This is a genomic window from Vibrio fluvialis, assembly GCF_900460245.1.
Taxonomy (GTDB): domain Bacteria; phylum Pseudomonadota; class Gammaproteobacteria; order Enterobacterales; family Vibrionaceae; genus Vibrio; species Vibrio fluvialis.
Genome location: NZ_UHIP01000001.1, coordinates 906854 through 929639 on the forward strand (window position 1 = coordinate 906854; position 22786 = coordinate 929639).

Sequence of the window (22786 nt, forward strand, 5' to 3'; positions counted from 1 at the left end):
ATGAAGGAAAGAGTGATGGCAAAGTTGAGCAAAGTCGGGCTTCTGAGCGTGCTGATTCTGGCTGGATGTGCCGGACGGGACGAATTCACGCCGCCGTCTCCGGACGAAGAAAAATACGGCCCGCCAACGCTGGACTACTCTCTGCCTGCCGCCCAGTCGGGCAGCCTTTATCGCCATCAATACGCGATGACCCTGTTTCAGGATCGCCGCGCTTACCGCGTGGGCGATGTTCTGACGGTGCTGTTAGCGGAAGAAACCCAGTCGAAGAAAAGCGCCGATACCCAATACGGCAAAACGTCCAGTGTCGGCCTGAGCGCGCCGGTGGTCGGCGGGAAAACCTTTGACAAACTGGCGGCCTCGATTGACGGCGACCGCAGCTTTGACGGCAGCGCGTCCAGCTCACAAGGCAACAAGCTGGAGGGGGCGATCACCGTGACGGTCAGCGAAGTGCTGCCCAACGGCGTGATTCGTATTCGCGGCGAAAAATGGATTCGCCTCAATCAGGGCGATGAGTTCATCCGCCTGACCGGCATTGTGCGGGTGGACGATATCAGCCGCAACAATCAGGTCTCTTCGCAGCGCATCGGCGATGCGCGCATTACCTATTCAGGCCGCGGTGCACTGGCAGACAGCAATGCGTCCGGCTGGCTCACTCAATTCTTCAACAGTCCATGGATGCCATTTTGATGAAACAACGCAACACCTTCTTCACCACGGTTTTGCTGGCGCTGACGCTGGGGCTTGCAACCACCGCCAAGGCGGAAGTGGAAATTCCGATCATGGATTTGGTCGATGTGCAGGGGATTCGTGAAAACCAACTGGTAGGTTACGGTTTGGTGGTGGGCCTCGACGGTCAGGGCGATCGCAATCAGGTCAAATTCACCGCGCAATCCATCACCAACATGCTGCGCCAGTTCGGGGTGCAGATTGATGAATCCACCGACCCGAAACTGCGTAACGTGGCCTCGGTCAGCGTGACCGCGACCGTCGATCCGATGGCCGGTCCGGGTCAGACGCTCAACATCGTGGTCTCCTCAATCGGTGACGCCAAAAGCCTGCGCGGCGGCACACTGCTGCTGACGCCACTGCGCGGCATCGACGGGGAAGTGTACGCCGTGGCGCAGGGTAATGTGGTGGTCGGCGGCGTGTCGGCCGAAGGTCGCAGCGGCTCAAAAATTGCGGTCAATACACCGACATCCGGCCGCATTCCGAATGGTGCGACGCTGGAGCGTGAAATCCCGACCGACTTTAACGATCGCGACACCGTGACGCTCAACCTGCGCGAGCCAAGCTTTACCACCGCGAAAAACATCGCGCGCGAAATCAACGACACCTTTGGCCCGGAAGTGGCGGTTGCCATCAACAAAGGCCGCGTCGAAATGCGCGCGCCGAAAGATACTCAGCAACGCGTAACCATGATGTCGATGCTGGAAGAGATGAGCGTGATGGAAAGCCGCAAGCCAGCCCGCATCGTGTTCAACTCGCGCACCGGTACGGTGGTGATTGGCAAGAACGTCAAAGTCGGCCAGGCGGCGGTCAGTCACGGCAACCTGACGGTGAGTATCACCGAATCGCAACAGGTCAGCCAGCCGAACGCGTTCGCCAGCGGTGATACCCAAGTGGTCGATCAATCCCAAATCGACATCAACGAAGACAACGCGCAGATGGTGATCTGGCCGGAAGGCACGGAACTCAACACCATCGTGAATGCGGTCAACAGCCTCGGGGCAACACCGACCGATTTGATGTCGATTTTACAAGCCTTGCATGAAGCAGGGGCGCTCAACGCAGAGTTAGTGGTCATCTAAGGAGCTGAGATGAAGATTGATACGGGAAGCGACAGCAGTTCAGTAAATTCAGTGCTGTATCACGACAACAACGCGCTGGCGAACATCAAGAACGCCGCCGACAAACACGCCGCGCTGGAAACCGTGGCGGGTCAGTTCGAGGCGATGTTTCTCCAACTGGTGCTGCGTCAGATGCGTAGTTCCAGCGATGTGATGGCCGATGAAGACAGCCCGTTTAACAGCAAGCAGCAGGGCGTGTTCCGCGACATGTACGACGGCCAGTTAGCGATTGAGATGGCGAAAAAGCAGCGCTCCGGCATTGCCGATATGCTGGTCAAACAGCTCAGTCCGGTGGTCGATGGTGCGGGCTCCAATGTGGTTGAACTGGCCGCGGCGGCGGAACGGGCATCACACAATCGCAGCGCCGCCTCCAATGCAGTTAACAATGCCGCCAATGCGGTCGCCTCTCTTTCTCAGGAAACCACCAAAGTGGCGGTGACGAATGCTTTTAGTCAGCCACTGATTAGACCTTTGGAGCGATAACGGACATGAACCTCGTCAACATTGCCTTAAGCGGACTCAACGCCAACCGTGTCGCACTCGATGTGACGGCGCAGAACGTCGCCAACATCAATACGCCGGGATACAGCCGCCAACAGGCGCTGATGGCCTCAGTCGGTGGTGCGAAATACGACAATCTGAGTGCAGGCATGGGGGTAGAAGTGACCAGTATTCGCCGAGTCACCGATCAGTTTCTGGTGAAGCAAACCTGGTCGACCGGCAGCGTGGCGTCTTACGCGTCGCGTTACACCAGCAGCATGAGTTATCTGGAAAACACGCTCGGCGCCGACGGCTTTAGCCTCTCTGCCGGGCTGGATAACCTGTTTGCGGCGCTGCACGATGCAACGTCCAAACCGGAATCGGTGCCGCTGCGCCAACAAATCATCAATGAAGCGGAAGCGCTGTCGCGCCGTTTCAACACGCTGACCGAGTCGATGTACAACCAACACAAAGACATGAACGATCAGCGCACGGCCGCCGTCGCGCAGGCCAACAGCGTGATGGCCAACATCGCCGAAGTGAACAAACAGATCGTCGAGCTGAAAGGCACCGGCGGTAACCCGGCGCAACTGATGGATACCCGTGACGCGCTGGTGGGCGAACTGGCGAAGATCGTCGAAGTGAAAACCACTGATCAAGCCGACGGCAGCATGCAAGTGACCCTGACATCCGGCCAGCCGCTGGTGATGGGCAGTGAACACGGCACGCTGAAAGCGATTCCCGATCCGAGCGATGCCTATCTCGCGACCATGCAAGTCGAATTTGGCAAGCAGAGCTTCGCCATTCCGGGCGATCTCGGTGGTGAGCTGGGCGCGATTAACGAATATCAAACCGACGTGCTCAAGCCGTACATGACGGCGCTCAACGACATGGCGCAATCCATGGCCGATTCGTTCAATACCGAACTGGCGCTGGGTCTGGATCTCAATGGCCTGCCGGGTAAGGCGCTGTTTAGCTACGATCCGGCCAACCCGTCATCGAGCCTGACCATCACTGACATCACGCCGAACGAACTGGCACTGTCGGGCGACGGCAATCCGGGTAACAGCGACAACCTGACGGCGCTGATCGCCATCAGTAATCAGGCGTTCTCAATCAGCGGTTTTGGGTCGCTGTCGCTCAACGATGCGTTTACCGGCATGGTCGGTGAAGTGGCCATCAAAGCGCGTCAGGCCGATTCTGATTATCAGGCCAAAAACAGCATGAACGAGCAAGCGGTCGCCGCACGCGACAACATCAGCGCGGTCAACAGCGATGAAGAAGCGGCCAACCTGATGACGTTTGCCAACGCACACAACGCCAACATGAAAGTGATCAGCACCGCGAATCAGCTGTTCGATTCCGTACTGCAATTATTCTAAGGAAAGGCCATGAGAATCAGCGATACCCAATTTAGCCAGATGATGCTGCAAAGCTTGCAGCTCAACAACGCCGGCCTTGGCAAAGTGATGCAGCAAATGTCGACGGGCGATCGCCTGACCAAGCTTTCGGACGATCCGATGGCGTCGATCAAACTGCTGAACCTTGACCGTGAAGGCAGCGCGATTGAGCAGTATCAAGCCAACATCGCCAACGTGAAAACCACATTGTCGAGTCAGGAAGTGTATTTAGATTCCGTCAACGAAAGCCTGAAAAGCATTCGTGAACGGGTGTTGTGGGGCGCCAACGGCACCATGACCACTGACGATCGCGAAGGCATCGTGACGGAGCTGAAAAGCCTGCGCGATTCGATTGCGTCATCATTCAATGCGCAGGACGAAGAAGGCCACTTTCTGTTTTCCGGCACCGCAACCAGCACCGCCGCACTGGATAACTCCGGCGGCAGCTATGTGCTGCAAGGTAACAGTGACAAGCGCGTGGTGACGGTGGCCAAAGGCGTGACCATGGAATCGAACATGACCGCGCAGGACATTCTTGATTTGGGCGGCGGCAGCAATGTGCTCAACACGCTGGATGCTTTGATCAGTGAGTTTGAGGCACCGACCGCGAATTTTCGTACCGAAGTTGACAATACGTTAGCCGCCGTCGACAGCACACTCAACAACGTGTTGGCGGCGATGACTGAAATCGGTGGCCGTCACAACAACCTCGACCTGCTCGACAGCGCACACGGCGACAACAAACTGTTTGTCGACAAAGTCACCAGCGATCTGTCGGCGCTGGATTACGGCGAAGCCTCGGTGCGTTTAAGCAATTACATGGCCGCGCTGCAAGCGACGCAGGCGAGCTATGTGAAAATCGACGACCTGTCGCTGTTTGACCGAATTTAGGAATTTTCAGTATGGCAATGAGCACAGTGGAAGTTCGTCCACACGGCATTCGATTGACCGGACAGGAGCAGGCCAGCATTACGCCGTCGCGCTCCTCCGATTCGGCCCGTTTACCGGCCAGACAAACCCGCGCGCTTCAGGCTGACACCACGTCAGCCTATTCTGTTTCTGGCGTCCTGCTGACTCAAGGGCAACAACAAGCCACTTCGGTGCAAATCGCCTCTAAATCGCTGCAATTTGTCGGCAAAGAACTTACCACCATCAAACGGGGTCTGACACAGGCGATGACGCAAGGCGCCGACAATGTGCCGAACCTGAAAGAGACATTAACCCGTTCCAAAATGACCATTGAAGCGGTGTTGGATCAGGCGCGTTTTGATGGTCAACGCGTGGTGGATAACGAGCTGAATCTGAAACTCGACCGCGCCGACATTCGCCGTTTCTCGATCCCGGGGCTGAACGTCAACCGCCTCAAAGAGAAAGCCGAGCAGATTCGTCTCGATTTCCCGCAAGGCAATTCGGTGATGATTCAGTTCGATGGTCAGTCGGATGACAGTAAAACGGTCAAAATGTTGGATCGCAGCCTGATCCCGCTCGGAATGCGCGCCAGCGTGACGCAAGATGGCAACATTGTGTTTGAAGCCAAAGAGTCGGCGTACAAACAGATGAAGCAAAAGGTGATGGTGACAGGGCAAGGCCACCGTTTCCCGGCCGGGCAAGCCAACACACTCAACCTCAAATCCGAACCGGACGGCATTGCCGAGCTGCGTTTTGATTTAAGCTCGCGTGATGGCATCAAGCAGGGCATTGCCAAGGTCAACCAGCATTTGGCACAGGCGCAAACCAGCCTGGAGCAGGCGCGCCAATACCACAGCGAACTCAATACCCAAATGCAGACGCTGCGCAGCCAGACGCGTCTGCTGTCGAGCGAGCAAACCACGGAGAAACTGACGCAGTTTCATGCGGCGGCGGATCAGTTTTCGTCGACTTATCAGGCGCTGAACGCGCAGGCGAATGTGCGTCGTCATACGGTGGTGGCGTTATTGCGGTGATTTGCTGATTTTTTGTGGATGTTTAAGGGAGAAGGCCATCGTTTGATGGTCTTTTTTGTTTTTGGGGAAAGGGGATTTGTTGGTGATGGTTGGTCGGGGTTTGGAATTTATTGAGTGGTTTGTCGCGTTTTGGTTTTAGGGAAATAGGAGGCTTGCGGTGTGACGCGCCAGTTACTCTTTGCTGGCACAAAGAGTAACCAGAAAGTGCCTTGGGTTTGTGGTCGTAGGCCGGGACGGTTTTAGGCGTTCCCGACGCCGAAAACCTAAAAATTCATCCATGAATTTTTCCCTATGGATGAGAGGGATGGGGCGTTTTGTTGGTGCTGCATGGGTGATAGTTTCGGTATGTGCAGGATGGTTGTTTTGATATTTGAGGTTTGTAGCGTTTGATGTTCATCGAACCATGCGGGTTGGTTTGTCACGCGCCAGTCACTCTTTGCTTGCACAAAGAGTAACCAGAAAGTGCCTTGGGTTTGTTGTCGTAGGCCGGGGCGGTTTTGGGCGTTCCCGACGCCGAAAACCTAAAAATTCATCCATGAATTTTTCCCTGTTGATAGGCGAGTCGGTAGTTTCTTTGGTGTTGCAACGTGTTTGATACCTTCGGCACGTTTTGGCGGTTGGAGTTTTGACTGGTTTGTATTAGTGATTGATGATGTACGCAGTTTGTTCGATGTTAAATAGACTGTTTCTGTGTTTTTGTTTGAGAGTTATATAGGTACGGTCTGTTTAATAACGGCGTTAGCTGCTCAAGTGTAAAAAGGAGCTTATGAGTAAATCAAAGTTGATTTCTATTGATACTTCAATTTTTGGAGACATAGCAAAAGATTATTTCTCTGACAATGAAGTGCTACGTAGTAAGGCAAAAAAGACCGTTGATCATTTAGTCATGAATGGGTACATACCATTCGTGACTTATCATCATATCTTAGAAATACTCCAGCATGAGGATACAGGCACTGTTCTAAATAGGTGGTCTTTGTTTCAACAATTTCCTTATGTCGCATGGCTTAGTAGCCATGACCCTAATGCTGGACTAGGTTCTATTCTCGATATTCATAAAATAGAGGTTTTATTGACGCTAGATGGGCTAGGTAAAAATACAGATTTACTCATTCAGACGGTTGAAGAATCGTTGGTTAACTATTCAAAAGGAAGTGAATTTGTAGAGTTTTTCCAAAGCCTGTATATGTCTATTCGTGACTCGGGTATTCCTTATAGTCAACGAGACAAGGAGATAGAGTCAATTTGTCATGTTCGTGATAAGGCAATTGATAAAATTAAGCTGTCTAGTTTGTTTGACTATCAGTTGCGAAATCCAACTGACTTGATGGAAAGCCTTATAGCTTTTGAAAATAACCTTTGTAAAAATCTACAGACTAGTGGTGATCAAAAGTTATCAAATCCTAGCGAAGTAGCTGCCAACTTTACTAGGGATGTACTGCAAAGCTCTGTAGGTATGTTTGGTCATGATATTTCGGCATATGAGGCATTTGTGCTTTCATCAGGAGTGAAGCTTGAACAAGTCTCTAAAAATACAACGATTGGTCAGTTGGGGAGTCTAGCGGTATATAATCAGCAGTTAAAAGTGGTTCTAAACTCACTTGGCTTACCAGAGCATCTAGAAAAACAGGTACCTTATAGGTCTCAAATTACATGGGAAATATGGGACCATTTTGAAACGGCAATGAAATTTGAAAAGTTTGCACACGGCAGTAATATGCAAGACAAACATATGTGTGTTTTTGCTTTGTTTACAAGTGTATTTACCGTTGACAAAAGAGTTTGTGAATATTTCAACCAACTAACAAGAAAAAATAAAGCGTTGAGTTCAGTTTTAGGTTCTGTTGTTAAAGTGTCCCATTACTCTAACTTAGAAGTACTCGATTGAGTCCGCAGCTAACAAACTGTTCAAGAGTGATTCGCAACGCGTGGCATTTTCACTATGTGTTAAGTTTGGTGGTTGAGGTGGTATGCGGCGGCCTCGGTATTGCGTTGCTCATTTCTTAACCGGACATTAATTATTATTCGATATAAAATGACGAGAAATTGCTACAAAAATAGGTTGTTTCTAAAATGAAAAAGTGGTTTTTATTTTTGGTTATTCTGCTAACAGGATGTGCTGCCAAGCAAATACCTTATTCTCCTACCGATATGGTAAACACAGATGTAGCGGTAAATGTGATTGAACAGGTCATCATGGAACAGCCTATAAAATTTAGACCTGAAGGTCTTATTGTGACCAGTTCTTATATTGGATTGTCAGAAGGTCAAAAGGCAAAAGTAGTGGCAGTTGGAAACTACAATGAGGTCTCAAATCTACTCATTTCATCTTCAAACATAAAATTATCAGATATCAATTCAAGGTATTACTTCAACTCGATATTAGCGCTTGAACTCTATAGCAAAAGAGATTGGTTTATCATTCAGCTAAAAAACGATGAACAACGTGTTGTTAAACGTTTTTATACGAGAAGTTTAGAAAAAGCACAGCAGTTCATTGATTCAATAAATTATATGAAAATTGCTACTAAGCCATTTGGGGTTGAGTAGTTGAGTTAACAATCCGTTTAAGGTGGTATGCGGTGGTTTTTGGTATTGCTTGCCTTGCACCTTAGCAAGACGCTAGCCGCCATGAAACTTGCTAGACTAAAAGTGATAGAATAGTATCACTTTTAGTTTTCCTTTGGAGCTGCTCTTATGAAAGTAGAACTCGTGACATCGCTCAAACGTCAAGCTACGAAGATCCTTGCTGATCTCCGCAGCACGAAAGAACCTGTACTCATTACTGAACATGGTAAACCGTCGGCGTATCTAGTTGATGTTGAGGATTATGAGTTTATGCAAAATCGTTTGGCGATTCTGGAGGGCATTGCGCGGGGTGAGCGTGCATTCGCTGACGGTAAAGTGGTGAGCCACGAGGAAGCCAAGGACAAAATGTCGAAATGGCTGAAATAATCTGGACGGATCCTGCGTTATCTGACCTTAATGATATTGCTGAATACATCGCACTTGAAAATGTCGCAGCTGCAAAGCAATTGGTTCAAACGATCTTCGCTAAAGTTGAACGCCTCGAAAATTTCCCCGAATCGGGTCGTATTCCGCCCGAACTTGTACATCTCAGTTATCGTGAGTTGGTCGTGAACCCATGCCGTATTTTCTATAAATTCGACGGCGCTAAAGTGTTTATTCTGTTTGTGATGCGTTCTGAGAGAGATTTGCGCAAGTTCCTGTTGGGCATGTCATCGCCTTTGGAATGAGCGGACTTCGAAGGGGTCTCACGTGTTGTGATTTTTTACTGGGAAGTCATTAGCTTTGTTTTTGAATCCTTGAGAAAGAGAGAATATTTGGTTTCATCCCCTTTCACTAGGGAAAAATTCATGGATGAATTTTTAGGTTTTCGGCGTCGGGAACGCCTAAAACCGTCCCGGGCAACGACAAAGAAACAACAGGCATTTTCTGGTTACTCTTTGTGCCAGCAAAGAGTAACTGGCGCGTGACAAACCAAGCTGCGTGATTCGATGACGCTAAAACGCGTCAAACAGTTCAATGCAAACCATTCAAGCCAATTGAAACCTAGCTCGTTGAACCCAATATACCTTTCTAACCAACACCAATACTTCAAATCACATCACTCTTGCTCTTCATCAACTGATACTCATCCACTGCTTTCACTACCTCTGCACGATTAATGTATTTGGCGATAAAGTAGGGCGGGATGAAAAACACCAGCAGGTAGAACGATTCATCGAACAGCAGGGTGGCGACTTGTGTCTCGTGATTGACGTAAGCCAACAGGGCCAGTAAATCCAGCAATACGCTCAGCAGCGCCAATACGGTTGAAACGATTAAAATCAGGCCAAGCAAATCTCTTAGAAACATTTTCGATGCGGTCATGGTCACTCCCCCAAAAACGTAAATCCAAGTTAAATTACTCCCACTTTTTATGTGGTTTATTAATCGAGATCACATTTTGATTTTAGGAGGTGAAAAGTAAGTTTGACCAACTGACAGCAAAATAAACTTTACTCTAAGCCTTTACACAGAAAGCGTTAACGTCGGTTTGGTGTGAGTTTGCCTTCAGCGGAAATCCTACTCGCCATCAAGTTTGGCATCGTAGCTCTTTTGTGCCTTCAGTACCGCGTCCATATTGTTTTCCGCCCAGTGCGCGAGGGCAGCCACGGCGTCGGTTAACGTCGTGCCGAGTGGCGTCAACGCGTATTCCACGGTCACCGGTACGGTGGGAAAAACGGTGCGGCTGACCAACCCATCGCGTTCGAGCTTTTTCAGGGTTTGAGACAAGACCTTTTGCGAAATGCCCTTGATGTCGCGTTTGAGGTGGTTAAAGCGCACCGGTTCGCCGCGCAGTTTGTCTAAAATCAGCAGTGCCCATTTGTCGGCAATGCGATCCAACACCGCGCGGGTTGGGCAGCGGTTCTCATAAACGTCATACGCAAAATCCATCATTCTTCCTCTATGCTCAAACCACAGGGTGGTTACCTCAAGGACACCTTGTTACCCAAAAGTGCCTTCTTCACAACGTCAGCTCGGGAGTATAGATTGTTTACAAAGTTTCTATCAACTACATAGTTTCCAAAATATACCTAGGAGAACAGAATGAACAAAGTATTGGTATTGGGTGCCTCTGGTCACGTTGGTCAACCGCTGGTGGCAGAGTTGCTGGCAAAAGGGGAACAGGTCAAAGCTGCGTCGCGCAGTGGTCAAGCGTTTGGTGCGGCTGAAGGTGTGGTGTTTGATTTTGCTGACCCAACAACCTTTGACGCCGCGTTCGACGGCGTTGACCGCGCTTATGTGATGCTGCCAGGCGGTTATGTGGAATCAAAAGCTCTGCTCGAGCCCGTAATTCAGGCTGCGGTTGAGCGCAATGTGAAGGTGGTATTCCAAAGCGTACTCGGTGTGGATGCCGATGATTCCATTCCTTACCGCCAAGTGGAAATCGCGCTGGAAAACTCCGGTGTGCCGTATGTGATCCTGCGTCCGAACTGGTTTGCCGATAACTTCCATACCTATTGGAAAGCGGGCATCGACCAAGGTGTGATTGGCGTTCCGGCAGGGGAAGGCAAATCGAGTTTTATTGATGTGCGTGATATTGCCAGTAGCGCAGCGGCGGCATTAACCACAAATCGTTTTGACAATCAGGCGTTCAACCTGACCGGTCCAGAGGCGCTGAGCTATGCGCAAGCCGCGCAAAAAATCAGTGAAGCGCTCGGTAAGCCAGTGGTTTATCAGGCGATGGAAGAGGGCGCGTTCTGTGACCTGCTGAAATCGGTGGGTGTCCCTGCCGACTACGCGGAATTTCTGACCTCGATTTTCTATCCGGTGCGCGAAGGCTGGACGGCTGGCGTGAGCGATGCGGTTGTCACTCTCACCGGCAAAGCGCCGCGTTCGCTGGATGAGTACATTGCCGATCATCTGGCCGAGCTGCGCTGAGCGCGCTGCATCAGAAAAAAAGCAACGCCAGCATCATGCTGGCGTTGTTGTTTCAGGGGGAGGTGAGTCAGTCACGACTTACTGCTTTTGCAGGTTATACAGCGCGGCCATATCGCCAGTGATTTTCTCGCCGTTGATGTCGAGTTTCATCAGCATGTTTTCACCCACGAAGTACTGGTTAGGCGTTTCTGAGCCATCTTCCAGTGTGATTACGCTGCCTTTGGTATCCCAGTGGAATTTACCGTTAGAGCTGAACTGACCGCCGTCTTCTTTACCCTGATACACCTGAGTCAGGGTGTAGGTTTCATCTTCGTTCAGCGTCAGAGTGTAATCGATGCCTGCGCAATCGGCGCAAGGTAGCGTGCCTTTGTAGGTGCCTTGCCAATCAAGGCTGTTGAAGGCGTTGTGACCGGCTTCGACGGTTTCTGCAACGGCGCCTGCGGCGGCTGAAACGGTGTCGGTGACGGTTGAAACTGCGTTGCTGACTGCGGTTGGCAGTGTATCCACGGCGGGTTGAGATTCTGCTTGCGTTGCCGCTTTCTCAGCCGTGTCACAGCCCGCTAAAATGAAAGTCAGTGCACTTAGGGCGAACATCGCTTTTTTCATCATCTATCCTTATCTATCGAGTTTTCGTGTGGACGTTGTTGTTGATGAGTATTATTCAACAGAGAAATGTCAGACACGTCAGTCCGCCGTCATACTTTCGGGGGATGCTGTCAGAAAGCGGTTATAACTCCGTAGGTTAAATCAGAAAAAAGAAATACAGGAAGCAGATGAACGCCAGCAGCGTCGCCGAAAGCGTCGGATAGATGATGTAGGATTCCTGCTTGCTGGTGCGCTGAAAGCAGAGAAAGCTGAGCAGAATGTTGTACACCATCAGCAGCAGACTGATGCTGGTGCCCGCGTGCAGCGTCAGGCTGGTGAGTTGCAGCAAAAACAGCCCCAGCAGGCAGTAATCAATGACGATCAGCCAGAGAAAGGCTTTTTTCAGTCCGTCTTTGTGGGCATGTTCGCCGGGATGCTGATACATAACGTGCTCGGTAATAAAGAAGTCCATGAAACCGGGAAAGCTGCCCGAGGCTCAGGCTTCGGGCAGAGTACGCGTTATAACTGTTGGTCGGGCTGCTTTTTTGTCTCGACCGGGGTTGAATACTGAATGGTTTCCTGACGCAGCACTGGCTGATTGAACTGCGCTTTATCGCGCGCTTTGTCCAGCTCACCGTCCTGCTGATTGCCAAAGAAGGTCTCCAGCACCTGCGCAGCTGGCGTGGTCAGGACAAACAGTTCAATGCGGCGGTTTTCACTGCCATCCGGCTCTTCCGGGTTGAGCAAGGCTCGGTCCGACATGCCGGTAACCTGCAACACGCGCTGTTCCGGCATGCCGCCGGCCACCAACGTCTGGCGCGCAATGTTGGCACGGTTGGCCGACAGCTCCCAGTTCGTCCGATTGCTGAAACGCTGCTTAAACGCGGTGGAGTCGGTGTGGCCGCTGATGATGAGCGGATTTTCAACCCGCTGAAATACCGGAGCCAGAGCCAGCAGAAGATCTTCAAAAAAAGGTGTCAGCTCGGTTCCGCCACGACTGAACATGTGCTGTTTGTAGTCGTCCTGCAGCACAATGCGCAGCCCTTGCGGTGTCACGGAAACGTGCACGTTCCCTTGCGCGCTGATCTGGCGCATCATCTCTTCAATCACTTTGGCCAGAATAGTCAGCTGTTCCTGGGTATCGAAGTTACCGGGAATGATCGCATCCGATTCCGGGCCATTGCCGTTGCCGTTATAGAACGAAGTCACGGTATGGTTGGAATCGTGCTTGCTCGGTACCGACGATTCCGAAGCTAAATCGATAGGAGAGATGCTCTGCGAAGTATCAAACGGGTTGCCGTAGCTGCGATCGAACACGCTGGCGCTGTGCAGATGCGCGACAATCGCTTTACGCTCTTCTTTATTCACTACCTGCATCACCCACAGCACCAGAAACAGCGCCATCAGGGCAATCATAAAATCGGCCATGGCGACTTTCCAGGCACCGCCATGGTGAGGCTCGTCGTGACTGCGGGTAGAGCGCTTGAATACGACATGCTCCTGTTTTTGCATTATCCCTCCTGCTCCGCTAGCCATTTCTCCATGTCGTTGAAGGTTGGTTTAATGTCTAGCTGAATATGCTTACGCCCAGCGTCAATTGCCAGCAGTGTCGGTTTCTTCGCCACGTAGGCCACCAGAGTGGCACGCACGCATTCAAAAGCCGACATGTCGCGTTTGACGCGCTGAGCCATGGCGTTACTCGCCGGATCAAGACAGCAGTAACAGCCAAAGATGCCGATAAAGGTGCCCACCAGTGCCGCGGCAACGTGGTAGCCGATGAGGGCGATGGAACCATCGATGGCTTGCATGGTGATGATGATGCCGCCTACCGCCGCCAGAATACCAAAGCCCGGCAGTGCTTCTGCGGTGCGTTGCATCGAACGCGATGGCAGTAGCAGGTCGGTCTGAATGGCGTCGATTTCTTGTTCCAGCAACCCCTCAAGTTCATGAGGCGACATCTGGCCCATCGCCATTAAGCGCAGGTTGTCGGTAATGAACGAAACCAGACGATAATCACGCGCAACGAGCGGGTAGCGGGCAAAAATCGGGCTCTGTTCCGGATTTTCAATGTGCTTATCGAGCGACTTAAATCCGCCGCTGCGTACGGTTTCCAGCAGCACTTGCAGCACCGCCATCAGCTCCATGTAATACGCCTGTTCATTTTTCGGTTGTGACAGAATCATGCGCAGTTGGCGGCGCATCTCTTTGAGCACCTGCGGCGGGTTACCGATGATCAGTGAGCCGAGCGCCGCCCCGGCGATAATGAGAAACTCCGCTGGCTGCCAAATTGCGGTCAGGCTGCCGCCCGCCCAGACGTAACCGCCGAATACACACATCAGAACAATGATGGCACCAAGAAACTTTTGCATAAGTGGCTCCTAAGAGGACAAATATTGGTTGAGTTGTTTGAGCGCCTGTTTGTGTAGCTGACAGATGCGAGGCGGCGTCAGATCGAGCACGAGCGCGATTTCGTGTAAGTTGAGTTCGTGTTGATAGAACAGGGTCAGGAGCAGTTGGTCGCGTTTTGACAGCTGGCCGAGCGCCTGTTCTAAACTGCGGCGTATGTGTTCCTGCGTCATGCCGTCGTAATGGCCGTCGGCAAATTGCTCGACGCCATTTTCAATCAGCTGATCCAGGCTCTGCATTTCCCCGGCGAGTGACGCGTTCAGGCGCGCGTAGTAGTCCTGCTCATCGGTGCCAAGGGCAGCGATGATTTCGTTGTCATTCGGCTGACGGCCCAGTTTACGGGTCAGGTCGCGGGTCACGTCGTTGAGCTCGTGCGCTTGCTGACGGGTTTTGCGTGACCGCCAGTCCAGACGGCGCAGTTCATCGAGAATCGCACCGCGAATACGGCACACCGCAAACGCGGGAAAGTTCGGGTCGTCAATGTTGCCGTAACGGCGCCCGGCTTCCAGCAGGCCAATCAGGCCAATTTGCTGCATATCTTCGATGCTGCAATGCGTGGTCGCGTGCACCCGCAATTGGTTAGAAACCCGCTTCACCAGATGTTGATACTGGCTGAGCAGGCGGTTTTCGTCGATCGGCAGTGTCGGCGAGGCAACCTCGTCCGACACGTCATACCCTTCCTGGTATTGCATATCCAACATAAGCGCGTCCCTACTGCACGACGTATTTGGTCAGCAGCACATCATCGATGTCGCGCAGAATGTCGGTCTTCTCAAAGGCGTTGAGAATGGTCAGCTTGACCTCGTTTTGCAGGTGCTCAATCGCGCCGTCCTGCTGCAAATCTTCATAGGTTTTGTCGCTGAACAGTTTGATCAGCGAATTGCGCACCACCGGCATGTAATCACCGATGTTGGCGATGCGTTCCGGATGACGGGTTTCGACCGCGATTTCCAGCATCAGAAAGTGGTTCTGATTCTTGCCCTTCACGCTCAGCACGACTTTATCCAGCGAATGAAAGCTCGGCGCTTTCGGTGACTGGTTGGTTTCGCTTAAAAACGCCAGCGGCGAGTTCGCCAGCCAGTCTCCGGACGGTTGCTCTTGCTGCGCGCTCTGCTGCTTGAGATACCAGATGCCGCCAAACACGGTTCCCGCAGAGACGAGGGCGCTGGTGATGATCATCATGATAAACACGGTAATAAGTTGCTGTTTGGTCATAACCTTTATTCCTCGTTGAAACCTTAGGCGTGAGTGCTGAGCCAGTGCTCAGACAGAGAAGAGGTAAACGGCTCGTCGGCAGAGTCGCGCGCCGCGAAAATGGTGCTGGCAGCGGCGTCATCCTGAGACGATGATTGGCGCTGGCCGCCCTGATCGGAGCCGACATTGACATCGACGTGCACAAAGTTCTGGCTTTGCAGTTCGGCGCGCAGACGATCAGACACCTGCATCAGGGCTTCACGGGTCGCCGCGGCATTGGCGTTGATCTGCACGCTGAGGCGATCGCCTTCCACGCGTACCACCAAATCCAGCTTGCCGAGATCGGGTGGATCGAGGCGGATCTTGGCTTCCTGCAGATTCTGCTGCGCTTGCAGCGTGACGCGATCGTGCAGTACTTGCAGCATCTGTTCGCCCCATTTGCCCGCTTGGCTATCAATGCGCACGCTGGCCCATTCCGGCGCATTGACCACCGTGGTCGCGGCGCTCGGCGCGTTAACCTGAGTTTGCGCTTGACCGTTGCTTGCCGCACCAGATGCCGGGTTGATGACCTGATTGAGCGCCGCGTTTAACGCGCTGTCGAGAGTGACCGCCGCTTTGGTCGCAACGGGCTGGCTCTCGGTGATGGACGGCGCAGATTGCGCGTTAAGTAGCCCCGCTGCCGATTGTCCTGTTGCCGATAGCGCCGCAGAGTTTGCGCTTGGGTTCTGCGCCGCGACGGTATTTGCAGTTTTTACGCCGCTTACGCTGTGGCTCTCGGCGAACCCTTTGACCAACTGAGCCTGCGTTGGGATAGGTTGATTGGCGTTCAGCAGCGCGACCAGCGCGGTCAGTTCGTCTTGTTCATCTTGGTGTTGAGTCGTCAGCTCCGGCTCTGGCTGCTCGTCGCTGAATGACGGCAATGACCGGGCAGGCTGGCCAAGCGTAAAGCTGGCCGCTCTGCTGGCATCCGCGTCGCCAAACGAACGCGCCTGATGAATATCCGGCGCCGCATCCGATTTGCCGCTGGCGGACGATGAACCAGCCTGTGAGGCTTTGCCGGGTGAAGCATAGCTCGCTGCCGAGTAATTAGAGGAAGACGTCATCGCTTGCATGTTAACCCTCCATGGTCATGGCGAGCTGATAGGCAAGGGCGCGCTCTTGCTGCGCGCTGACCTGTGCCATTTCCGATTCCAGCTCAGAGGTCGCGGCTTGCAGCGCTTCCAAAGCAGCCTGATGCGCCGCTTTTGCTTTGGCGATTTGTGGCGCCAGTTGAGTGTCGCGTAGAAACGGCTTGTGGTATTGCAGCAGTTCACGCAGCTCGCTGTCGTAGCGGGCGAGCGCGCTCCAGTCCTGTAATTTTGTCGCGATGGTGATCCGCTGAGAAAGATGGCGGAATCGCTCAGGAGAAACCTTATGCGTATTGACCAAAATTCATCCATCCTTCTTTTATGTTGCCCATGACTGTTTCAACGGTGCTCAGGCGCTCCACATCGTTCTGCACGCTGGCCTGATACAGCTCAACCTGGCAGAAGTCGTACAACTGGTGCAGGTTGGCTGCCAGCTCGCCACCGCTCTCCATATCGAGCGCGCTGTCGAGGCCGATCAGAATGTTCATGCACTTGTTAATGCCCGCGCCTTTTTCTGCTAATCGCCCCACGCTGATGTGGCCGCGAATGCGTTCAATCTCGTTCAGCAGGCCGTCAATGAGCATGACCACCAACTGATGAGGGGTCGCGGCGGCGGCTTGTGCATCTAAATCGACTTGTTGATAAGAGTCGTAGCCCGAGTCCATTAACATAAAACTTCTCCTCGCCAGACTTAGCCGAACATCGACATTGTCTGGTTCATCTTGGTAATTAATTGGTTCATTTGAGTGAACTGTTTCAGGTAGCGGTCATACGCCATGTCGTATTTGCGCTCGAGTGCCGTCTGTTTGTCTTCAATGCGACTGATGTTCTGTTGCAGCGCATCTTTACGTGACTTAAACAGGCCGTTAGAAAATTGCAGGTACGGGTCAAGCAGCGAATCCAGGCTGTCGAGCAGATTGCCATCGCCGTTGAAGAAAGATTCCAGCGCCGCGGTATTGGTGGTCTGCGCTTCTTCAAACTTGTCGGCGTCGATTTTCATCGTGCCGTCGCGGCTGATTTCGATGCCGAGATCGCTCAGGCGCATGCCTTCAAACTCGCCACGGACTAACGTTTTCAGTTGGCTCTCAATTGAGCGAATTGTCGGGTCGCTCGCCAGCACACCGCGTTGAGAATCTTCGCCGCCAATCGAGGTGTAAGAATCGATGGTTTTCATCAGGCTGTTGTAGGCCTCGATGATCTTATTCATCTGCTCTTTGGTGCCTTCCTGATCCGCACCGACGGAAAGGCTCAGTGGCGCTTCGCCACTGGTTTGCGCTTTGGTCACGGTCAGGTCGACGCCGTTGATCACGCCTTCAAAGGTGTTGCTGCTGTTGGTCAGTTGCAGGCCGGTGCCTTGGGCGCCAAGCCAAATCACGGCATCTTGCGGCGCGCTGATCTCGTTGAGGTTGGTAAAGGCATCTTCAAACCAGGTCTGACCGGTGCCGGAGACGGAAACGTTGACCGAGTTGGCCACACCGGTTTCGGTACTCGACAGCATGAAATAGGTTTGGCCGTTCGAGCGCACCAGCGTCGCGTTCACGCCCGGGTTGTTGCTGTCGTTGTTGATGGCCGACACCAGATCCGCCACCGTCGCAATCCCATCACCGTCGCTGTCGAGGGTCGAGAGATCCAACGTCATGGTGGTGCCATTGATGGTGAAATCCATGGTGCCAGTGGTTGGTACTTGCGTGGTGGAATCCAGGTTAGCGGGCATGCTGGCCGACACCTGATGCGCGGTCGCAACTTGTTCAACAAACACCTGATAGCTGCCCGCCAGCGCGTTGGCGTCGGCCGTCGCGGAGAAGTAACCTTCTTGCGATACGGTGGCGCTGTTTTTCACGATGCTGCTGGTGGAACTGTTCATTTCAGTGATCGCCGTGCGGAAAGCGCGCAGTGCGGTTTCCACTTTGCCCAGTGCGGTCAATTGTGACTGGTACTGGGACGATTGCGTGTTCAAACGCTGCTGAAATGGCTGCACATCGTATGTAGCCAGCTGTGTTGCCATGGTGATTGGATCTAATGAACTCATTCGGGCGCTCCCTGTTGCTCAGTCTGCTTACCTTTGCGCTCACACCTGACGTAGCGGTAGCGTGATCGGGTTTGATAAACCTGTCGCTAAGTTCGCAAGATGTGTGCCACTGATTAAATGTATGTAAAACAATATGTTAGTTAATTGATGGGCGAAAAACGGAAGCGGTGTTTCCTCATCGGCAGTTCCGCTTTTCCTCAGAAATCAATTCCTTGGAAATAAGGGTTTCTCAAAGGGGTAATGCGACCATTTGGGCGAGGAAATTAAGTCAGGGAAGGCAAGAAAAAAGGCGCCGGCTATGTTGTCGGAAGGAAGAGGACAGGCGCCACGAAAAAGTAAACGGAAAAAAGCCTCCCGACCAGCGGGAGGCAAATACAAACGTACAGATTGTATGGCGTAAGTGCTTAGCGCAGCAGTGAAATTGCCATGCCAGGAATCTGGTTAGTCTGAGACAGTACTGTTGTACCTGCTTGCATCAGCATCTGGTTCTTCGTCATGTTTGACGATTCAACCGCGAAGTCAGCATCAGTGATACGGCCTTTCGCTGCTGCGGTGTTTTCAGACACGTTAGCCAGGTTGTTGATTGTGTGGTCCAGACGGTTGATGTTCGCACCCAGTGTTGAACGTACGGTGTTGATGGTGTCAAACAGACCGTCAATCACAGTGATTTCAGCGTTTGATGCCGCGTTCGTTGTCAGTGCACCTGTTGTGGTGAAGTCAACTGCCGCTAGGTTAGTTGAGATATCCACAGTCAGAGTTTCTGCTGCTGACGCACCGATTTGGAAGTCCACTGCTGCAGCCAGTTTGCCGCCTTGTAGCAGTTGCTGACCTGCACCGTAAGTGGTTTGCGTCAGGATACGTGTTGCTTCTGCTTCCAGCTCTTGGTATTCAGAATCCAGCGCTGCCAGTTCAGTGGTACCGTTGGTGCCGTTCGCGCCTTGAGTGGCAAGGTCTTTCATGCGGTAAGCGATGTTAGTCAGCTCTTCCAGTGCGCCGTCTGCTGTTTGCAGCATAGAGATAGCGTCCTGAGAGTTACGCATCGCTACTGACATACCGCGAGTTTGTGCTTCCAGTTTGTTCGCGATAGTCAGACCCGCTGCGTCATCCGCTGCAGAGTTGATGCGAAGGCCAGTGCTCAAACGTTCCATCGCAGTAGTCATCAGGTTGTTTGTGCTGTTCAGAGTGTTTTGCGTAACTAGCGATGCGTAGTTAGTGTGCATAGATAAAGCCATCTTAGTCTCCTTGGTTGTCGCTATCTTCAGGCTCTTCGGGATATTCCCTGCTCACTAACTAGAGGCGGATGGTTGCTGGCGAGAATTAATCAGAAATTTAAAAAAATTGAGAAAAGGGCGAAAAAGGGAGGAATAAGGTGAAGTCTATTCCAGAAATCACCCTATTTTGAGGGGCAAGCAAGGCGTTACCAGCTGTCGTTATCCGCTTCATCGAAGGTTTTAAAGGACAACGACGTCGGAATATCGCTGAAGTAACCGAAGTAATAACTCGCGCCGAGCAGTTTGTACTGGTTCAGTTCGGTCTGGCTGGCGACGCGGCCGGCGACCCATTTAAAGCGGTGCTGACGCAAAAAACGCACGATAGGCAGAAAGGCACTGCGATCTTCTTTGTTCTCCAGCGACACCGCGAGCTTGAGCATGTCCGGCTTATAGCGCGCAATCTGCTCAAAGTTTTCTGCCGCGGTGTAGAGTTCAAACCACAGCGCATACGCGTTCTCGCGAACCTGTTCAACCAGTTCATCCAACCCTGGGTGCAGCGGGTTGGCAAAGTTGATCTGCACCGACGGCACCACGTGGGCAAACGCGGCGCGATGAAACTGCAATATCTGGTCGAGAAACAGCGCGCCCGCTGGCCACAGCAACGCATCGGCACGAATCGGCACGACCACGTTGCTGATGAGATCCGGATGAAATGTTTCCATCTGAAAACGCGACTGACGCAGCGCCAGATACAGGCTGTAGAGATCGAGACAGAACGCCATCGGCTCTGACAGCTCAAACTGATACACGCTCTGTTCGCCCTGACTGCCAAAACGCAACGTGAGGTGCTGATATTCCACCTCGCCACTTTGCGCCTCGCGAATCGCCTGACAGGCGTGGCGAATGTCGTTGCGCTGAAATGCGTCAAACACCAGCGCGTCGTCCTCCGTGACGATGTGCTGCTCAATAAGGTCGCGCAGATAATGGTACAGCGCTTGATGAGATGAGAGATTAGCCAAGGTTTCCTACCACGTTGATCTGTTTGTTTTCAGGAATTTCGTTGTACGACAGCACCGCCAGTCCGTGCGAGAAAGTACGCGCGTAGCGGGCAATCAGCGGTCGCAGTTGCGGCATCACCAACAGAATCGGTGCCATGCCTTGCTGTTTCAACTGCTGCTTAATCAGCGGCAGGTTTTGCTGGAACTGGCCGAGAATATTCGGTTCGACCGGGAAGCTGTCCAGCATCACGCTGCCGCTCGCCTGCGCCTGATGCAGCGAGGTCATCAGCATCTGTTCCAGTTCGTCGGACAAGGCATACACCGGAATCTCGTTCTTCTGCCCTGCCAGCAGGTTAATCAGCGTGCGGCGCAAGGCGCAGCGTACATCGGCGGCAAGCAGAATCGGGTCTTTGGTGTTTTCCGACGATTCAAGCATGGTGTTGGCGATGGTGCGGATGTCTTTCAGCGGCACCTGATCGAGCAGCAGCTGACGGTACACTTTGAGCTGCTGCGCCGGGCGCAGCGCTGCGGCCAGCGCTTCCGCCAGTTTCGGCGCTTGCGCAGTCAGGCGCTGATTCATCGCATCGACATCGTCGTGGTTAAACAGCTCCGCCAGATGCGTTTTCATTACTTTGCTGATGTGGGTCGCCACTACGGTGGCATCATCCACCACCTGATAACCCATGTTCAGTGCGCGTGCTTTCTGCGGGTGTTCAATCCACACCGCCGGAAGGTTGTAGGCCGGATCGCTGCCGAGAATGCCGTCGATGTCGCCATAGGTTTCACCCACGGCGATCGCCATCAGGCGGTCGGGTTCGATAAAGCCCTGTTCGACCAGCTCGCCATTGAGCGAAATGGTGTATTGGTTGGGCTTGAGGCTCAGGTTGTCACGAATCGCCACTTCCGGCAGCAAAAAGCCAACCTGCTCGGAGAGGTTACGCCGCACACCGCGAATGCGCTGCGTCAGCGGCGCGCCGTGATCTTTATTGACCAGATGCACCAGACGATAGCCAAGCGCCAGCGACAAGGTCTGCACGTGGGGAATGTCTTCCCAGCTGAGTGGCGCGTCGCCTTCGTTTTGCATCGCCTGCGAAATCGCTTCGACTTCATCGAGCGAGGTGTCGACCACCGGGCTTTTGGCCTGCCGCCAACCGGCAAAGGCCAGCGCCGCCGCAAAGGTGAAAAACGCCAGATGTGGCATGCCCGGCACAATACCCATCACCACCATGATGCCCGCGACGGTAAACAGCGTGGCCGGCGTGGCCAGCAGTTGCTTGTGCATGGTCTGCGACATGTCGTTGTCGCTGTCGTTAATGCGCGTCACGATAATCGCCGCAGCCGTTGCCAGCAGCAAGGATGGGATCTGCGCGACCAGACCATCACCGATGGTCAGCAGTGCGTAGGTTTTAAACGCTTCTGAGGCAGGCAGGCCATGTTCGAATACGCCAATGCTGATCCCGCCGATGATGTTGATGAACAGAATCATCAAACCGGCGACCGCGTCACCGCGCACAAATTTCGACGCACCGTCCATCGAACCGTGGAAGTCCGCTTCATTGGCGACTTCGCGGCGACGATCGCGCGCGGTATCTTGGTCAATCAGGCCGGCGTTGAGGTCGGCGTCAATCGCCATCTGCTTGCCCGGCAGGGCATCGAGCGTAAAGCGCGCCGAGACTTCGGAGATCCGTTCGCCACCTTTGGTGATCACCACGAAGTTGATGATCATCAGGATGATGAACACCACCATACCGACCACGTAGTTGCCGCCGATCACCACTTCACCGAACGCCTGAATCACTTTACCGGCGGCATCACCGCCGTTGTGACCTTCCAAGAGCACGATACGGGTAGATGCAACGTTGAGCGTCAGACGCAGCAACGTTGCGACCAGCAGGATGGTCGGGAAGATGGAGAAATCGAGTGGGCGCTTGGCGGTCGTGCTGACCAGCAGCACCAGAATCGCCAGGACGATGTTAAAGGTAAACAGCGCGTCCAACAGGAGCGGTGGCAGTGGCAGAATGACCATCGCCAGTACCATCAGCAGCACAATCGGAATACCGAGGTATCCCTTGCCGGAGTTTTGCCATTGTTTTAACCGGTTGAGCATGGTTATCAGTC

The 22786-nt window shown here is 52.9% G+C and carries 26 protein-coding genes; 11 read left to right on the top strand and 15 right to left on the bottom strand.

Features of this window, described 5'->3' with window-relative positions; genetic code table 11:
- Positions 1 to 15: 15 nt before the first annotated feature.
- The 10 genes from flgH (at position 16) to DYA43_RS04430 (ending at position 8927) form a co-directional block, all read left to right on the top strand.
- Positions 16 to 687 (top strand): flagellar basal body L-ring protein FlgH, encoded by a 672-nt coding sequence (gene flgH, locus DYA43_RS04380; protein ID WP_020329935.1) that lies wholly within the window; start codon positions 16 to 18, stop codon positions 685 to 687.
- The gene (locus tag DYA43_RS04385) at positions 687 to 1808 is read left to right on the top strand and encodes a flagellar basal body P-ring protein FlgI (RefSeq protein WP_061056293.1); all 1122 of its coding nucleotides are present in this window, start codon (positions 687 to 689) and stop codon (positions 1806 to 1808) included. The genes flgH and DYA43_RS04385 overlap by 1 nt, the downstream gene beginning before the upstream one ends.
- A 9-nt stretch (positions 1809 to 1817) precedes the next feature.
- Entirely contained in the window at positions 1818 to 2330 is a 513-nt protein-coding gene (locus tag DYA43_RS04390) for a rod-binding protein (protein ID WP_020329937.1), read from the top strand.
- Positions 2331 to 2335: 5 nt separating this feature from the next.
- Positions 2336 to 3709 carry a flagellar hook-associated protein FlgK gene (gene flgK, locus DYA43_RS04395; protein ID WP_004725078.1) on the top strand — a complete coding sequence of 458 codons (1374 nt, stop codon included), beginning with the start codon at positions 2336 to 2338 and terminating at the stop codon, positions 3707 to 3709.
- Between the two features lie 9 nt (positions 3710 to 3718).
- Complete coding sequence (gene flgL, locus DYA43_RS04400) at positions 3719 to 4618, top strand: flagellar hook-associated protein FlgL (protein WP_004725079.1); 900 nt, start codon at positions 3719 to 3721, stop codon at positions 4616 to 4618.
- An 11-nt stretch (positions 4619 to 4629) separates the two neighbouring features.
- Positions 4630 to 5670 carry a hypothetical protein gene (locus DYA43_RS04405; RefSeq protein ID WP_061056294.1) on the top strand — a complete coding sequence of 347 codons (1041 nt, stop codon included), beginning with the start codon at positions 4630 to 4632 and terminating at the stop codon, positions 5668 to 5670.
- Between the two features lie 766 nt (positions 5671 to 6436).
- Positions 6437 to 7558, top strand: coding sequence for a hypothetical protein (locus tag DYA43_RS04410; protein WP_061056295.1), 1122 nt, complete (start codon positions 6437 to 6439; stop codon positions 7556 to 7558).
- 185 nt (positions 7559 to 7743) lie between these two features.
- Positions 7744 to 8220, top strand: a complete 477-nt coding sequence (locus DYA43_RS04420) for a hypothetical protein (protein ID WP_061056296.1) — start codon at positions 7744 to 7746, stop codon at positions 8218 to 8220.
- Positions 8221 to 8367: 147 nt separating this feature from the next.
- Positions 8368 to 8625 carry a type II toxin-antitoxin system Phd/YefM family antitoxin gene (locus DYA43_RS04425; protein WP_055466056.1) on the top strand — a complete coding sequence of 86 codons (258 nt, stop codon included), beginning with the start codon at positions 8368 to 8370 and terminating at the stop codon, positions 8623 to 8625.
- A complete protein-coding gene (locus DYA43_RS04430; RefSeq protein WP_061056297.1) occupies positions 8613 to 8927 on the top strand; it encodes a type II toxin-antitoxin system RelE/ParE family toxin in 315 nt (104 codons plus the stop codon). Before DYA43_RS04425 ends, DYA43_RS04430 begins: the two co-directional genes overlap by 13 nt.
- Before the next feature lie 361 nt (positions 8928 to 9288).
- Here the strand turns inward: DYA43_RS04430 and DYA43_RS04435 are convergent, their stop codons facing one another.
- Entirely contained in the window at positions 9289 to 9564 is a 276-nt protein-coding gene (locus tag DYA43_RS04435; RefSeq protein ID WP_020329945.1) for a hypothetical protein, read from the bottom strand.
- A gap of 195 nt (positions 9565 to 9759) precedes the next feature.
- Positions 9760 to 10134 carry a winged helix-turn-helix transcriptional regulator gene (locus DYA43_RS04440; RefSeq protein ID WP_199251200.1) on the bottom strand — a complete coding sequence of 125 codons (375 nt, stop codon included), beginning with the start codon at positions 10132 to 10134 and terminating at the stop codon, positions 9760 to 9762.
- 150 nt (positions 10135 to 10284) lie between these two features.
- Between DYA43_RS04440 and DYA43_RS04445 the strand changes: the two genes are divergently transcribed.
- The gene (locus DYA43_RS04445; protein ID WP_061056298.1) at positions 10285 to 11118 is read left to right on the top strand and encodes an SDR family oxidoreductase; all 834 of its coding nucleotides are present in this window, start codon (positions 10285 to 10287) and stop codon (positions 11116 to 11118) included.
- Positions 11119 to 11196: 78 nt separating this feature from the next.
- Here DYA43_RS04445 and DYA43_RS04450 read toward each other — a convergent pair whose 3' ends face one another.
- The 13 genes from DYA43_RS04450 to flhA form a co-directional block, all read right to left on the bottom strand.
- Positions 11197 to 11724: a copper resistance protein NlpE gene (locus DYA43_RS04450; RefSeq protein WP_061056299.1), complete on the bottom strand. Its 528-nt coding sequence runs from the start codon at positions 11722 to 11724 to the stop codon at positions 11197 to 11199.
- Between the two features lie 136 nt (positions 11725 to 11860).
- Positions 11861 to 12148, bottom strand: a complete 288-nt coding sequence (locus tag DYA43_RS04455; RefSeq protein WP_024373222.1) for a hypothetical protein — start codon at positions 12146 to 12148, stop codon at positions 11861 to 11863.
- A gap of 74 nt (positions 12149 to 12222) precedes the next feature.
- Complete coding sequence (locus DYA43_RS04460; protein ID WP_020329950.1) at positions 12223 to 13215, bottom strand: flagellar motor protein MotB; 993 nt, start codon at positions 13213 to 13215, stop codon at positions 12223 to 12225.
- A complete protein-coding gene (gene motA / locus DYA43_RS04465) occupies positions 13215 to 14072 on the bottom strand; it encodes a flagellar motor stator protein MotA (RefSeq protein ID WP_020329951.1) in 858 nt (285 codons plus the stop codon). The genes DYA43_RS04460 and motA overlap by 1 nt, the downstream gene beginning before the upstream one ends.
- A gap of 9 nt (positions 14073 to 14081) precedes the next feature.
- Positions 14082 to 14810 carry a FliA/WhiG family RNA polymerase sigma factor gene (locus DYA43_RS04470; RefSeq protein WP_020329954.1) on the bottom strand — a complete coding sequence of 243 codons (729 nt, stop codon included), beginning with the start codon at positions 14808 to 14810 and terminating at the stop codon, positions 14082 to 14084.
- A gap of 10 nt (positions 14811 to 14820) precedes the next feature.
- Positions 14821 to 15324 (bottom strand): flagellar basal body-associated FliL family protein, encoded by a 504-nt coding sequence (locus DYA43_RS04475; RefSeq protein ID WP_020329955.1) that lies wholly within the window; start codon positions 15322 to 15324, stop codon positions 14821 to 14823.
- A 23-nt stretch (positions 15325 to 15347) separates the two neighbouring features.
- Positions 15348 to 16415, bottom strand: coding sequence for a flagellar hook-length control protein FliK (locus tag DYA43_RS04480; protein ID WP_061056300.1), 1068 nt, complete (start codon positions 16413 to 16415; stop codon positions 15348 to 15350).
- Between the two features lies 1 nt (position 16416).
- Positions 16417 to 16731 (bottom strand): hypothetical protein, encoded by a 315-nt coding sequence (locus DYA43_RS04485; protein WP_020329957.1) that lies wholly within the window; start codon positions 16729 to 16731, stop codon positions 16417 to 16419.
- Positions 16715 to 17101 carry a flagellar export chaperone FliS gene (fliS, locus tag DYA43_RS04490; RefSeq protein ID WP_020329958.1) on the bottom strand — a complete coding sequence of 129 codons (387 nt, stop codon included), beginning with the start codon at positions 17099 to 17101 and terminating at the stop codon, positions 16715 to 16717. Before fliS ends, DYA43_RS04485 begins: the two co-directional genes overlap by 17 nt.
- 20 nt (positions 17102 to 17121) lie before the next feature.
- Complete coding sequence (gene fliD / locus DYA43_RS04495) at positions 17122 to 18459, bottom strand: flagellar filament capping protein FliD (RefSeq protein WP_024373220.1); 1338 nt, start codon at positions 18457 to 18459, stop codon at positions 17122 to 17124.
- A gap of 404 nt (positions 18460 to 18863) precedes the next feature.
- Complete coding sequence (gene lafA / locus DYA43_RS04500; protein WP_020432054.1) at positions 18864 to 19691, bottom strand: lateral flagellin LafA; 828 nt, start codon at positions 19689 to 19691, stop codon at positions 18864 to 18866.
- 185 nt (positions 19692 to 19876) lie between these two features.
- Entirely contained in the window at positions 19877 to 20689 is an 813-nt protein-coding gene (locus DYA43_RS04505; protein ID WP_044362000.1) for an EAL domain-containing protein, read from the bottom strand.
- Positions 20682 to 22775 (bottom strand): flagellar biosynthesis protein FlhA, encoded by a 2094-nt coding sequence (gene flhA / locus DYA43_RS04510; protein ID WP_061056301.1) that lies wholly within the window; start codon positions 22773 to 22775, stop codon positions 20682 to 20684. The genes DYA43_RS04505 and flhA overlap by 8 nt, the downstream gene beginning before the upstream one ends.
- Positions 22776 to 22786 lie beyond the last annotated feature (11 nt).